The sequence below is a fragment of the Halorarum salinum genome, assembly GCF_013402875.1.
GTDB lineage: Archaea > Halobacteriota > Halobacteria > Halobacteriales > Haloferacaceae > Halorarum > Halorarum salinum.
In genome coordinates, this window is record NZ_CP058579.1 from 3,574,644 (window position 1) to 3,587,959 (window position 13,316).

A 13,316-nucleotide genomic window follows, 5' to 3' on the forward strand; every position below is an offset into this window, starting at 1 on the left:
GTGTTAGTTGTCCTCGTCGTCGTCCTCCGCCATCAGGTCGATCCCGATGGCGCGTTTGATCTGTTCGCGCAGGCCGCTCCCGGCGCCGCCGCCGAGCGTGACGAGCACGGGTTCGACGCTCCCCTCGGCGGACTGCCGAACGGACCGCGAGAGGTGGTCGAGGTCCTCGTCGCGCATCACGACGATGCCGACGTCCTCGGCCGCGAGCGTGCGCTCGACGGCGTCGTCGAGCGACTCGTCCTTCTCGTCGTCGGCGACGTTCTCACACCGCCGCACGCCGGCGAGCCGGAAGCCGGTCGTGAACTCGGGGCTGCCGATGACAGCGATCTCCTGACTCATAGGATCACCAGTTCCTCCTCGATCTCCTCCTCGGAGAGGCCGGCCTCCTTCCCGCGGGCGATGGCGCGGATGTTGTCCACCTCGCGCTCCTTGGCGAGGATGTACGACACCACGGGCGTCACCGACAGCGGGTAGACGTGGCCGAGCGAGTCCGCGTACTCGAGCAGCGCGGCCTCCAGCGCGTGTTCGAAGGCGATGAGGCTCTCCGCCTCCTCCAGCTCCGTCAGCGCCGACGAGAGGTCCTCGCCGTAGCGGCTCTCGCGGATGCGCTGGAGCAGCTCGTCGCGGTTGCTCGCGAGCGCGCGCAGTTCGTCGGCCGAGAACAGGACGCCGCCCTCGATGAAGTACTCCGAGGGGTCGACGTCCGCACCCGACCGGGCGAGCCGGAGCGCGTTGATCGCGTTCCGGAAGTCGATCTCCGACTCCAGGAACTCGCGGTACTCCGAGAGCGCCTCGCCGGAGAGGTCGCTCGTCGAGAGCAGTTCGTAGTACGCGCGGTCGACCGCGTTCTCGAGCGGGACCAGCACGCCGGTGGACTCGTAGTCGCCGTACGCGTCCTCGAGGCCCGGACCGAACGGCGTGTCCGAGAGCACCTCGACGGCCTCCTCGATGGAGCCCGCGTCGAGCAGCCGCCCGATGCGGCGCTCGTCGAACTCGCCGGCGCGGATGAGGTCCGCCTCCACCGACTCGCGCTCGGCGTCGGCGTAGAGCCCGCGCAGGACTGTCTTCACGTTCCACGCGTCGAACTTGCGCAGGTAGCGGGCCACCTGCTCGTACAGCCGCCCCTCACACCAGTCGAGGATGTCCTCGAACTGCTCCGCCAGGTTCCGGTTCAGCGCGTACTCGATGAGGTCGACGCCGGAGTAACGGGCGCCCAGCTCGTTCACCTGGTCCTCGTAGGCGGACTCCTCCATGAAGCGGGCGATCTCCGCGGGGCTCATCCGGACCAGCTTCCGGTAGTCGTCGTCGTCGTACAGCGCGCCGCGTCGCGAACGGACGCGGGCGTTCACGTACTCGGGGTTGGACGTGCCGGCGCGGCTACTCATCGTCGAACAGTCGGTCGCTCAGCTCCTTGAGGTTGTCCTCCCAGACGCCCTCGAGGACCGAGTCGAACGTGTTGTTGACCCGGACGCGGGACTCCTCGCTCTCGACGATCACGCCGCCGAGACAGTCCCGTTCGCCGGCGAACGACCAGCCCTCGTACCCCGAGAGCAGGTCGGTCAGCAGTTCCTCGTCCTCCGCGCGGCCGTAGACGGCGACCGACTCGTCGTCGTCGAACTCCCCGGCCGCCTCCTCGAGCAGCGCGCGGGTCAGCTCCTCGCGCCGTTCGCCCTCCAGCCCAGCGATCGCCGCCTCGACCTCCTCGTGGACGGTCTCGAGGGCGTCGCGTCGGGCCTCCAGGCGCTCCTGTTTGGCCTCGAGCTTCGCGCTGGAGAGCGACTGCTCGCGCTCCTGGGCGATCTTCCGCTCGACGGTCGCCTCGCGCTCCTCGCGGACGCGTTCGGCCTCCGCCTCGGCCTCGGCGACGATCTCGCCGGCGCGTTCCTCGCCCTCTTCGCGGATTTCCTCCGCACGCGCGCGGGCTTCCTCTCGAATGTCCTCGGCGACTGTTTCCAGACTCATTGATGAAAGAGGCGGGGCGGTCTTAGCCGACCAGGAAGATGGTGACCAGCGCGAGGATGACGAGCGTCTCCGGCAGGACCGTGAAGATCAGGCCGGTGACGAACAGGTCCTCGTCCTCGGCGACGGCGCCGACCGCCGCCGAACCGATGCCGCGCTCGGCGTACCCCGCGCCGAACGCCGCGAGACCGACCGCGAGCGCAGCGGCGGAGTTCTCCGGGATCGCCGGGCTACTTTCCTGCAGTACAACGTTGGCCAGCTCTGGAATGGTGTCGATCATTGGTTTCTAACGGCGGTTGCCTTGTCTCCGGACAGTCGAAATTTGCACCTACGGAGGCCATAAAGCTTCCCAATCGCGCCGACCGAGACGGCCGAATACGCGGGTCTCGCGGCCCGCTGCCCGTGCGAGAGAATACCAAATGCCGCCCGTCGGGGCTACTCCTCGACGGTGTGTTTCCGCTCCCGACCGAACGGGGTGTACGCCGTGCCGCCGCCGTCGAAGAACTTCGAGAAGAACTCGTAGTACTCGAGACGGACGGCCTGCAGGCCGGCGGAGGTGACCCCCAGCGCCAGCACGAGCAGGTGGCCGATGACGAGGATGACGAGCCCGCCGACGAGCGAGCCGATCCCCCCGTGCATCAGGCCGCCGAACATGACCTCGGTCACCTCGTGGCCGTGGTACATCTCGCCGACCTCGTACATGTGGGTCGTGCCGAAGTGCCACTCCGCGCCGTCGCCGGAGCCGGTGACGAACACGCCGAAGAACAGGAGGTTGACGACGAACGCCATCCCCGCCTTCGCGAGCAGCACCGCGGCGATCCGGGTGTACGAGAGCACGTTCACCAGCACGTCGAAGATCTCGAGCAGTTCGGCCGGTTCGGCCGTCGCGAGCAGCACCGCGCCCAGGCCGAGCATGCCGAGCCCGAGCCAGCCGACCGGCTCGGAGAAGCCCGAGAAGCCGAGCTGGAACGCCGCGCCGTGCCCGGAGTCGAACACCTGGAACAGGAAGCCGGGCTTCTTGCTCTGGAACAGCGTGCTGAACACGAACAGCCACATGCCGTTCATGCCGAGGATCCACGAGCCCTTCTCGGTCAGGGCGGTGCCGAGCCCGTGGAACTCGAGCTCCTCGAGGAAGCCGAAGACGTAGCCGACGTTGAGGTGGAGCAGCGCGAGCAGCGTGCTCACGACGAGCCACGTCTGGGCCCAGTAGACGTCGGCGGGCTGGAGCCCCTTGTGGAGGGGCGCGCTGCCGCCCCAGAGGGCGTCCGCGATCAGGTGGAGCCCGAAGAGCTCGCCGTAGAGGACGCCGAACAGCATCGTGAACAGGCCGGCGGCGATCGTCACCCCGCCCATGCTCTTGAACGCCTGCGAGTCGAAGTTGCTGTAGAGGTAGTAGCCGATGAGGGTGTAGAGGATCCCGTAGCCGAGGTCGCCGATCATGAACCCGAAGAACGCCGGGAACGTGAGGAACAGGACGACGGTCGGGTCGAACTCCGAGTACTTCGGCCGGCCGACCGCCCGTACCAGCACCTCGAACGGGCTGACGATGCCGGGGTTGTCCTGCACGACCGGCGGGTCGTCGTTCCGCATGACGACCGTGCCGCCGGAGCCGTCCGCGACCGCGCGCTGGGGCTCCTCCTCGGCGGCCTCCTCCGTCTCGTCGTCGGACTTCGGTTCGCCGGCCTCGGTGGGCACGTCCTCCCGGACCTGCACCTCGCCGTCCGCGCCGAAGGCGGCCCGCTCCAGCTCCTCGACCTCGGCGTGGCTCCCGACCGCGTCCTCGATCGCGCCCGCGAACTCGGCGTAGCGCTCGGTGGGGATCCACCCCTCCGCGACGAACGCGTTCTCGGTCGTCGCGAACGAGAGCGGCGCCTCGGTCTTCTGGACCTCGATGGAGAGCTGTTCCTCCGCGGCGAGCAGGAAGCCGGCGGCCTCCTCCTTCACCGATTCGAGTCGCTCGTCGAGGTCCGCGAGCTCCGTCTCCAGTTCGGTGCGTCGGGACTCCAGGTCGTCGAGGTGGCCCTCGGGGCTCACCCGTTCGCCCTCGACGGCCGGCACCTCGACGGCCGCGAACTCGGCGCTCACCAGCGCGTCGGTCAGCGCGTCCGCGTCCGCGGCGGGTTCGGGCCGGGCGAACACGGCGAGCGTGTCGTCCTCGCCCTCGTACACCTCGAACTCGCCGAGCGCGTCGACCTCGCGGACCGCGCGCTCGACGGCGTCCCGGTCGCCCTCGCCGACGGCGACCTGCAGGCTGTCGTACCCCTGCAGGAGGTCGAGGTCGATCCCCAGGTCCGCGAACGGCTCGACGGCGTCGATCCGGTCCTCCACGTCGCGGAGTTCGGACCGGATCCCGTCGCGCCGGTCGTCGAGGTCGTTCACGCGGTCGCGAACGTCGGCGAGGTCCTCCCGGAGGGCCTCGTCGGTGAGCACGCGGGCCTCGCCGGCGTCGTCCTCGTCCACCTCGAGGATGGACTCGATGGAGCGGACGGTGACCAGCTTGTCGGCGGCGTCCTCGGCGCCCTCGATCGGGTTGCCGGGCCGGAAGCCCTCCCAGGAGCCGTCGTAGTCGGTGACGTGCAGTAGGTTCAGGTCGTGGACGGCCTCGATGACCGGCTCCATGACGCCGCGGGAGCCGGTCACCGACACCTTGCTCATCCGTTCAGGTCTGAGCATGTACCCCCTCCTCGAACCGTTCGACGGCGAACTCGACGGCCTCCCCGGTCCGCTCCTCGGCCTCCTCGACGAGCCGGGCGCGCTCGCGTCTTCCCTCCTCGAGGATCTCCTCGCGCCGTCGTTCTATCTCCTCGCGGGCCTCCGAGAGCCGGGCCTCCTCCAGCTCGTCGGCCTCCCGCTCGGCCTCGGAGACGATCTCGTCGGCGCGCTCGCGGGCCTCGGAGATCCGTTGCTCGCGGTCCGCCTCCGCCTCGGCGACGATGGCTTCGGCGTCCGCTTCGGCCTCCTTCACACGTTCGAGAACTTCGGGTCTCGGCATAGATACTCGTCGTCTCGAATTGTACTACCTGCGTATAAGGTGTTTGCGGAACTCCGCGAAGGGACGGCGACGGGGGGAGTCGGACGGGACGAGTCCGGGTCGGGTGTCGAGTCGATTCTGATTCGTGAATCCCGATGGTTTCGGAGACGGTCCGGTCGTCGCGGAGCAGTTCTCGGAAGCCCCCGCGGCTCATCGACCGAGTTGCCCGCCGCAGCACAGGTGCCGAAAGTCCCACCCGCAGCAACGGCAGCCACACGCCTCCCAAACCGATTTCGCCCCTCGACTCGCTCGCTCACTCCGTTCGCTCGGCTCGCCTGCGGTGCTCATCCCTCGCGCGCATCCGGCGGGCACGGAGGCCCGCCGGCACGCGCCACCGCACTCGGCCGGTCCACGCGGCGCGCGGCGGCCGCGCGGAGCGCGGCCGCTCGTGCGAGGGACGAGTTCGCGACCGGAGGGAGGGAACTCGTCGGCTGGGGAGGGCGTGGCTGCGGTCGGGCAGGACTGAAAGGGGCCGTGGTTCTCGGCGAACGCGGACCCGGCAAGCACCGCAGGAGCGAGCAACGCGAGCGGCGAGGAGCGCAGCCGTGGTCCCCGGAGCCGAGAACCGCGGGGGCTTTCGAAGACTTCCCCACGACGGCCGAATCACCCACTGACACCGACGGCTGCGGAGGCTTTCGGGACACGATCGCACGGCGCGAACGAACCGACCGAAACGGACGAATACGATGCTCTGCCGTCGGAAAAGCCGACTGGGAGCAGGGGAGCCGACCGACTCAGCCCCACCGCCCGCGAACGCCCTCGACGGCCTCGACGACGCGACCCCGGGCGAGCGTGAGTTCCGCGAGCCCCCAGCCGAGGAGCACCAGCGCGCCCGCCGCGGCCGAGGCGAACGCCCACGGCCCCATCCACGCCGGGCGGATCCACGGCGTGACGTGGGCCCAGGTCGTCGCGAACTCCGCCGCGAGCCCCGCCAGCGGCGTCCCCGCGAACGTGTTCTGGACGGTCGCCGCGAACGTCGACGAGTCGCCGGTGCCGGCGATGAGCCCGGCGCTCCCGTACACCCGATAGCTGCCACGCACGCCTTGGTCGGACATCGTCGGGCCGTTCGAGCCGCCGCCGTGGGCGACCCGCTCCGCGTCGTACGGCCCCCAGGTCGCGTAGTACTCCCACACGATCTCGCCCTTCGGGGTCACCTCGATGACCCGGTGGTTCAGCGAGTCGGTGATGAGCGTGTTCCCGTTCGGCAGGCGATCGGCGTCACGCGGCCACGAGAGCTGGCCGGCGCCCACCTCCCAGACGAGTTCCCACTCGCCGTCGCGCCGCTCGTACTCGACCACGCGGTCGTTCTCCGAGTCGGCGACGAGGATGACGGGGTTCCCCTCCTCGCTCACCAGCCAGTCGGGGTTGTGCTGTTCGTTCAGCGTGTCGTGGTCGTCGTCGGAGCCGAGCCGGTAGTCGATCTCGTCCGTGGACCGGTTGATGACGATGGCCTGGTCGAAGTTGCGCGGCGAGACGAGGTACTGGCCCTCGTCGATGCGCTCGACGTCGTTGACGTGGGTCCAGTCCTCGCTGTACCCGCCGTCGGTCGACTCGGGGTAGTGGTCACGGAAGTGCCACTCCCAGTCGACCTCGTCGGTGCTCCGGTTGTAGACGAACACCCGGTCGTCCGACCGGCCCGCCGACTCGTTCCACTGACGCATGTTCGCGATCAGCAGGTCGCCGTTCGGCAGCTTCTCGACGTCGTGGGTGTCGGTGAGGTCGAACCGCTCCTCCCAGACTCGCTCGCGGGTGTCCGGGTCGAGTTCGAAGACGACGGTGCCGTCCGGGTTCGTGGAGACGACGAGGAGGTTCCCGTTCTCCAGCGGGTCCACGTCGTAGAACCAGTTCGCGCCCCGCTCGGTGCCGTTGTACACCCACTCTGTCGTCCCGTTGGCACTGGTGGAGACGAGGCGGGCCGGCTTCTTCGTCGACCCCTGCCCCTCGAAGTGGAAGCCCTGGATGCCGACGACGGTGGAACCGTTCGCCTCCGACTCGACGGTCCCGGGTTCGAGGCCGACCGTGCCCGGCGTCCCGGCGTCGCCGGGTGCGACGGCCTGGCCGAGCGCGGGGAGGAACAGTCCGAGCACGCAGAGGAGCGCGAGCGTTCGCGCGAGACGGCGGCGGGAGACCGTGGAGGCGTCCATCGTTTCTCCGACGGAAGCCGCCGGATGAAACTCTTGTGCTTGCCGCTCAGAGCGTCGCCCTGAGGATGCCGCCCGTCCGGACCACGAAGTAGGCGACGAACGCGGCCGCGAGCACCCAGTGGCCGGGCCGCACGTCCTCGAACTCGCCGGCGGCGGCCTTGACGATCGGGTAGGAGATGATGCCGGCGGCGATGCCGTACGCGATGGAGTAGGTGAACGGCATCACGAGCATCGTCAGCCCCGCGGGGACCGCGTGGGTGTAGTCGGCCCAGTCGATCTCGACGAGGTTCCGCAGCATCAGCACCGCGATGACGACGAGCGCGATGTGGCTCGCGTACAGCGGGACCGCCGAGGCGAGCGGGACGATCGCGAGCGAACCGACGAACAGGATCGCGACGACGAGCGCGGTCATCCCGGTTCGCCCGCCCTCCTCGACGCCGGTCGCCGACTCGATGTACGTCGTGACCGTCGAGGTGCCGAGGATGCCCCCGACGGTCGTCCCGATCGCGTCCGCCATCAGCGGCTTGTCGATGTCCGGCAGGTTGCCGTCCTCGTCGAGGAAGCCGGCGATCTGCGAGACGCCAGTGAGCGTGCCGGCGGTGTCGAAGAAGTCGACGAAGAAGAACGTGAACACGACGAGCGCGAACCCGAGCGCGTCGACGTTCTCGAACCCGGAGAGGAACGCCCCGACCAGCGGCGAGATGTCGTACCCCGCCGCGGAGTAGGTGAGCGACTCGACCGACGGCGCGAGCGACGCGTCCGCGATGGTGACGCCCATGTTCTCCTGCAGTCGCTGGGGCGAGTACGCGGAGTACCCGAGCCCCGAGACGACCGCCCCCAGCACCGAGGTGCCGAGGATGCCGAAGACGATGCTTCCGGGGATGCCCCGGGCGTAGAGCGCGAACGTGAACAGCAGGCCGACGACCCCGACGACCGCGACGGGGTCCTGGGCGAACACGGGCGAGAGCTGGATGTACGTCACCGGCTCGGAGGCGATGACCCGCATCGCGTCGAGCCCGATGATGGCGAGGAACAGCCCGATCCCGCCCCCGACGGCGAACTTCACCGGCTGTGGGAACACCCTGATGATGTACTCACGCGCGCCGGCCGCCGTGAGCAGCATGAAGACGACCCCCTCGACCACCACCGCCGCGAGCGCGGTGTTCCACGGGATGCCGAGCCCGAGCACGACCGTGAACGCGAAGAAGGCGTTCAGCCCCAGGCCGGGCGCCTGTCCGAACGGCCGGTTCGCGTACAGCGCCATGACGAACGTCGCCACCGCGGCCGAGATGAGCGTCACCACCGCGAGCATCTGCTGGACCTCCGCGAAGCTCCGCCCGACGTCCGGTCCGGGCCCCTCGACGATGGCCACCGCCAGGATGCTCGGGTTCACGATGACGATGTAGCTCATCGTCAGGAACGTCGTTACCCCCGCGAGCAGTTCCGTGGGCAGGTCGGTGCCGTGTTCCTCGAAGCCGAAGTAGTTCGACAGCGAGTCTGTCAACCCCATACCGCACGCTCGTGTACACCATTCTTAAGCGTTGATGTATGCATCGGGCAACAATACACAGGCGTGCTCAAAACACCCGTCACGTTTCACCTGAACCGGCAGGGAACGGCACGTTCGTGGGTACCCACCTCCGACCCCGACGCCGGCTACTCGAACTGGGCGAGCGCGCCGACCGGGGCGTCGGTCATCGCCTTCGCGCGGTCGGTCCCCTCCTCGCCGACGGCGATGAGCGCGAACACGCCCACGACGTCCGCGTCGGCCTGCGTGGCGATGTCGAGAAGCAACTCCTGGGTCTCGCCCGACCGGATCAGGTCGTCGACGACGAGGACGCGATCGCCGGCGTCGAGCGCCCCGGCGGGGAGGTAGTAGGTGAGTTCGATGCCGGAGGCGAGCCGCTGGCGCGACTCGATGAACTCCTCGACGGCCGTCTCCTTCGACTTCTTCGCGTACGCGAGTCGCGCGTCGAAGTGCGACGCCATCGCGGCGCCCAGCGTGATGCCGTCCGTCGCGGCCGTGAGCACCACGTCGGGCGCCTCCAGGTCGAGCGACGCCGCGGCGACGGGGCCGACCAGGTCGAGGAACGGCTGGTCGAAGACGACCCCCGAGTTGTCGACGTACCCCTCCTCGTCGAAGGTGACCCGCGCCTCCAGTTCGTCGGCGAGCGCCTCCCGACCGACGCCGCGGACGACCTCGTTCGCCCGTTCGGCGCCGGGGAGGACGTGGCCGTTGACGTAGCGGTTCAGGTCACCCGCCGGCAGGCCGGTGACCTCGGCGAGTTCCTCGTAGGTCCGCGTCTCCTTCAGCGTCCGGAGGACGGCGACCGCCTGTAGCTGGAGGGCGGCCTTCTCGGCTCTGTTCATGGAGATATGCTAGTTCGTGCAAGTATGAACACTTCGAAATCGGGTCGGATATAGATGGGCAGAATTGTGGAGCACCGGCCCGCACGTCCGGGCCGTCGGCCCGGACGCCGCGCTCGCGTCCCGTCGGACCCGCGACCCGTTCCCTCGTCCCGTCGCGGCGTCAGTCGTCCGCGTCCGCCAGCAGTTCGGAGGCGGTGAGCAGCGCCTCGAGATCGACGTCGTGGTCCGCGAGCAGGTCGCTCGCCCCCTCCTCGCGGTCGACGACGACGAGCACGCGGTTCACGGTCGCGCCGGCCTCCCTGAGCGCCTCGACGGCGTCCAGCGCGGACCGGCCGGTCGTGGCGATGTCCTCGACGACGACGACCTCCTCGCCCTCCGCCAGTTCGCCCTCGATCCGGTTCCCGGTGCCGTACTCCTTGGCCGCCTTGCGCGCGATGACGTACGGCAGGTCGGCCTCGACGGCGGTCGCGGCCGCGAGGGGGACCCCGCCGAGCGCGACGCCGGCGAGTTTCGTCCCGTCCGCTCGCCCGGCGAACGCCCGCGCGATCAGTTCCAGGCACCGCGGGTCGGTCTCGAAGCGGTACTTGTCCACGTAGTAGTCGCTGGTGCCGCCGTGGGAGAGTTCGAACTCCCCGAACAGCACGGCGTCGGCGTCCCGGAGCGCCGCGAGCAGGTCGGATCGGTCGGCGTCGGTCATGTCACGACTCCCGGCGGGACGGGGCGAAAAACTGCCGGTCCGTGCCGCTCACCCCGCTGCCTCGCACCGCTCGACGACGCTCGCCGGGATGGGGGCGTCCACCTCGTAGGTGCTCACCGTCTCGGTCGCACGTCTGTCGTCGAAGACGACCGTGTAGGTCGCGCCCTGGCGCGGGCACGCCAGCGCCGAGTCCCCGGTCACCGCGGCGGTCCCCGGGCCGGTCCGAACCGCCTCCCAGGTGACCTCGTTGCCCGCTTCGTCGACGACGAGCACCCGGTCGGCGTTCGGGACCGTCCCGTCGTCGTGGATGATGACCACCGCGGGCGTGTCGCCGTTCCGGTCGACCGTGAACGAGAAGCCGTCGGGGGCGACGTAGGACGACTCGCCCACGCCGGTCGCGACCGCGCCGCCGATTGCGGCGACGGAGACGGCCGAGGCGAGCATGAGTCCGAGCGCGAGTGCCGGGAGGTTGGCGCGCGCGCGGCCTCGCAACGAGACCTTGGACTCGTCGTCCTCCCCTTTCTCGAGGTCCCACTCCTCCTCCATGCCGGAACGGGGGCGGTCGGTGGCTAAAACTCGTCGCCCCGGCTCTCACGGCTGAGAACTGGCGGCCGGCGGACGTCGACCCCGCGAGCCGAGCGCGGTCACCACGGTTCGGCCTTCAGCCCGGCCGCGTACGCCAGGACGTTCGTCCCGACGTGGAGCAGCGGCGTGACCACCACGACGACCGCGATGCGCGCGAACGAGAACGTCTCCACGAACCACGCCGGCGAGAGGAGCGCCGCGAGCGCGAGCGCGCCGACGACGAAGTCGAGCTGGTCGAGCAGGGGGAACGAGGCGCCCCGCTCGCGGCCGGTGCGTCGTTTGAGGAACGATGCGGCGATGTCGCCGAGCATCGCCCCCAGCGCGAGCCCGACCGCGGCGGCGAGCGGGACCCCCGGCAGCTCGATGCCGAGCGCGGCTCCGGTCGGCCCCGCGACACGGTCGAGCAGGAGCGCGAGCGCGACGCCGGCCAGCACCCCGATCGCGGTGCCGCGCCACGTCTTCCCGTCGCCGAGGAGGCGCCGCCCCCGCCAGGTCCGCCCCCCGTCGATGGGGCGACCGCCCCCCGCGAGGACGGCCGCGTTGTTGGGGACGTAGGCGGGCAGCATCGCCCACAGCGCGCCCGCGACGAGTTGGAACATGGTCGACGTGTCTCCGTAGTTGGGTTTTGTCTCTTCGGTTTCCCGCGGGGCGGGAGGGTCGTCCGAGGCGGACGATCGGCCGAAGCGGACGACCGGCCGAAGCGGACGACCGGCCGAAGCGGACGATCGATCGGACCGGACGACGGGCCGAAGCGGACGACCGCACGGGCGGCCCGGTACGCCTTTGCCGGGCCACCCCCACCCCGACGTATGGTCACGGACCCCCAGCGGGCGTGTTTCGAGGCGGGCATCAAGTTCGGGTCGCTCTACCACCAGTTCGCCGGGACGCCCGTCTCCCCCGACAGCGCCCGGTCGCTGGAGCGGGCGATGGCCGAGGCGATCGAGAACCAGCCGTACTGCGAGTCCGTCACGGTCCGCATCGACGACGACGCGGTGGTCGAGGCCATCGACCACGAGAACGGGTACGCGGAACTGACGGGCCGCCTGATGGACGTCGAGATGCGTATCGAGTACGGGGGCGTCGCCGTCCGGACGCGCATGGAGATGGAGGACGGCTACCCCCTGATGAAACTGGTCGGCGTGGACGACGATGACGGCTCCGAGACGGCCTGAGCCCGCGCGCTTCACTTTCACTTTCGGGCGACCGTTTAAACGCGAACGGCCCGAACCGTTCGACATGGGACAGACGACGTTCGACGACGACGAGCTGTTCGGCGAGGCGGCCGACGAGGCCCGCGCCGACGTCGAGGAGCACCTCCGGAACGCGAAGGCGACCCTCCCCACCGCCGACGCCGTGTGGGACACCGACGCCGACAACGTGCTCGGCGCGCTCAACGGCCTGCGGTCGGCGCTCGACACGGGCGACGCGACCGAGGAGCTCCGCCAGGCGAAGAAGCGCTACGTGATGGCCGAGCGCGCCGGCGCGTTCGAGGACGACGAGGAACTGGCCGGCGAGATCGAGGAGGTCGCCGACCTCGTCGGCACCGTGGAGGACGCCCACGAGCAGGTCGGCGAACTCACGAGCACCGTGCCGGGGCTCCGGGGCCGGTTGGAGGAGATACACGCCGAGGGCGCCGACGCGGACGTCGACGACGCCGACGGCGAGGAAGCCGAGGCGTAACGACGGACGCCCGGAGCGCGACCCGGGGCCGCGCTCCGTCTACCGCTCCCGGACGGCCGCGAGCACCTCGGCCAGCGCGTCGCCCGCGCGGTCGAGCAGCTCGCCCCCGAGTTCGTCGTCCCCCGCGCCCGGGTCGCCGACGACCCCGTTCCCCGTGAACTCGTCGCTGTCGTGTGCGAGGTTCACCCCGCGAACCCACTCCCCCCAGCGGTCCGACCCGCCCGCCCGCGCCTCCGCCACCCTGTCCTCCCGCACGAGGTTCGGCGCGACCCGCCGGAGCAGCGCGGTCTCCAGTTTCCCGCCGTGGCCCATCTCCGAGGAGTGCTCGCCGACGGCCTCGAACCAGGTGAACGCGACCACGTAGGCCGTGGTCCCGGCGTCGCGGGAGACGCGGCGGGCGACCTCCGCGAGCGCCTCGACGTTCCCGCCGTGGCCGTTCACCAGCACGACGCGGTCGACGCCGTGGTGGGCGAGGCTCTCGACCGTCTCGCGGACGTACGCGCGGAAGGTGTCGGGCGACACCCAGAGCGTCCCGTCGAACGCGCGGTGCTCCTCGGCGACGCCGACGTGGACCGGCGGCGCGACGGCGACCCCCTCCCCCGCGAGGTCGGCTGCCGCCTCGGCGACGGCGATCGCGTTCAGCGTGTCGGTGCCCAGCGGCGCGTGGGGCCCGTGCTGTTCGGTGCTCCCGACCGGGAGGAGCGCGGCGTCGGGGGCGGCCTCGCGGACGTCGGTCCAGGTCGCCTCGGTCAGCTTCATGTGTGGCTCTGTGACCCCGGGCGACTTGTAGCCCGGCGGTCGCTCCGGGTCGGTACGCCGCGCCCGGTCGGCACGTCACGCCAGGTAGGTA

The 13,316-nt window shown here is 70.3% G+C and carries 15 protein-coding genes; 2 read left to right on the forward strand and 13 right to left on the reverse strand.

The window, feature by feature from the left end:
• Positions 1–3: 3 nt before the first annotated feature.
• From HUG12_RS18070 to HUG12_RS18125, 12 genes are all read right to left on the reverse strand, one after another.
• Positions 4–339: a V-type ATP synthase subunit F gene (locus tag HUG12_RS18070; RefSeq protein WP_179270113.1), complete on the reverse strand. Its 336-nt coding sequence runs from the start codon at positions 337–339 to the stop codon at positions 4–6.
• Positions 336–1,385 carry a V-type ATP synthase subunit C gene (locus HUG12_RS18075; RefSeq protein WP_179270114.1) on the reverse strand — a complete coding sequence of 350 codons (1,050 nt, stop codon included), beginning with the start codon at positions 1,383–1,385 and terminating at the stop codon, positions 336–338. Before HUG12_RS18075 ends, HUG12_RS18070 begins: the two co-directional genes overlap by 4 nt.
• Positions 1,378–1,962 (reverse strand): V-type ATP synthase subunit E, encoded by a 585-nt coding sequence (locus HUG12_RS18080; protein ID WP_179270115.1) that lies wholly within the window; start codon positions 1,960–1,962, stop codon positions 1,378–1,380. The genes HUG12_RS18075 and HUG12_RS18080 overlap by 8 nt, the downstream gene beginning before the upstream one ends.
• 22 nt (positions 1,963–1,984) lie before the next feature.
• Positions 1,985–2,239 carry a F0F1 ATP synthase subunit C gene (locus HUG12_RS18085; RefSeq protein WP_179270116.1) on the reverse strand — a complete coding sequence of 85 codons (255 nt, stop codon included), beginning with the start codon at positions 2,237–2,239 and terminating at the stop codon, positions 1,985–1,987.
• Positions 2,240–2,394: 155 nt separating this feature from the next.
• A complete protein-coding gene (locus tag HUG12_RS18090) occupies positions 2,395–4,632 on the reverse strand; it encodes a V-type ATP synthase subunit I (protein ID WP_179270117.1) in 2,238 nt (745 codons plus the stop codon).
• On the reverse strand, positions 4,619–4,951 hold the full coding sequence (gene ahaH / locus HUG12_RS18095; protein ID WP_179270118.1) for an ATP synthase archaeal subunit H: 333 nt from the start codon (positions 4,949–4,951) through the stop codon (positions 4,619–4,621). The genes HUG12_RS18090 and ahaH overlap by 14 nt, the downstream gene beginning before the upstream one ends.
• Positions 4,952–5,724: 773 nt before the next feature.
• Complete coding sequence (locus HUG12_RS18100) at positions 5,725–7,134, reverse strand: aryl-sulfate sulfotransferase (RefSeq protein ID WP_179270119.1); 1,410 nt, start codon at positions 7,132–7,134, stop codon at positions 5,725–5,727.
• A 46-nt stretch (positions 7,135–7,180) separates the two neighbouring features.
• Positions 7,181–8,644 carry an NCS2 family permease gene (locus HUG12_RS18105; protein ID WP_179270120.1) on the reverse strand — a complete coding sequence of 488 codons (1,464 nt, stop codon included), beginning with the start codon at positions 8,642–8,644 and terminating at the stop codon, positions 7,181–7,183.
• Positions 8,645–8,790: 146 nt separating this feature from the next.
• On the reverse strand, positions 8,791–9,504 hold the full coding sequence (locus HUG12_RS18110) for a phosphoribosyltransferase family protein (protein ID WP_179270121.1): 714 nt from the start codon (positions 9,502–9,504) through the stop codon (positions 8,791–8,793).
• 160 nt (positions 9,505–9,664) lie between these two features.
• The gene (gene pyrE / locus HUG12_RS18115; RefSeq protein ID WP_179270122.1) at positions 9,665–10,201 is read right to left on the reverse strand and encodes an orotate phosphoribosyltransferase; all 537 of its coding nucleotides are present in this window, start codon (positions 10,199–10,201) and stop codon (positions 9,665–9,667) included.
• Between the two features lie 48 nt (positions 10,202–10,249).
• Positions 10,250–10,747, reverse strand: a complete 498-nt coding sequence (locus tag HUG12_RS18120) for a hypothetical protein (RefSeq protein WP_179270123.1) — start codon at positions 10,745–10,747, stop codon at positions 10,250–10,252.
• Positions 10,748–10,845: 98 nt separating this feature from the next.
• Positions 10,846–11,385 (reverse strand): CDP-2,3-bis-(O-geranylgeranyl)-sn-glycerol synthase, encoded by a 540-nt coding sequence (locus HUG12_RS18125; protein WP_179270124.1) that lies wholly within the window; start codon positions 11,383–11,385, stop codon positions 10,846–10,848.
• A gap of 210 nt (positions 11,386–11,595) precedes the next feature.
• On the opposite strand from HUG12_RS18125, the gene HUG12_RS18130 reads away from it, so the two are divergent.
• Positions 11,596–11,958 (forward strand): dihydroneopterin aldolase family protein, encoded by a 363-nt coding sequence (locus HUG12_RS18130; RefSeq protein WP_179270125.1) that lies wholly within the window; start codon positions 11,596–11,598, stop codon positions 11,956–11,958.
• A 64-nt stretch (positions 11,959–12,022) separates the two neighbouring features.
• On the forward strand, positions 12,023–12,466 hold the full coding sequence (locus HUG12_RS18135; RefSeq protein WP_179270126.1) for a DUF5790 family protein: 444 nt from the start codon (positions 12,023–12,025) through the stop codon (positions 12,464–12,466).
• 39 nt (positions 12,467–12,505) lie between these two features.
• Here HUG12_RS18135 and HUG12_RS18140 read toward each other — a convergent pair whose 3' ends face one another.
• Entirely contained in the window at positions 12,506–13,225 is a 720-nt protein-coding gene (locus HUG12_RS18140; RefSeq protein ID WP_179270127.1) for a creatininase family protein, read from the reverse strand.
• Positions 13,226–13,316: the final 91 nt, after the last annotated feature.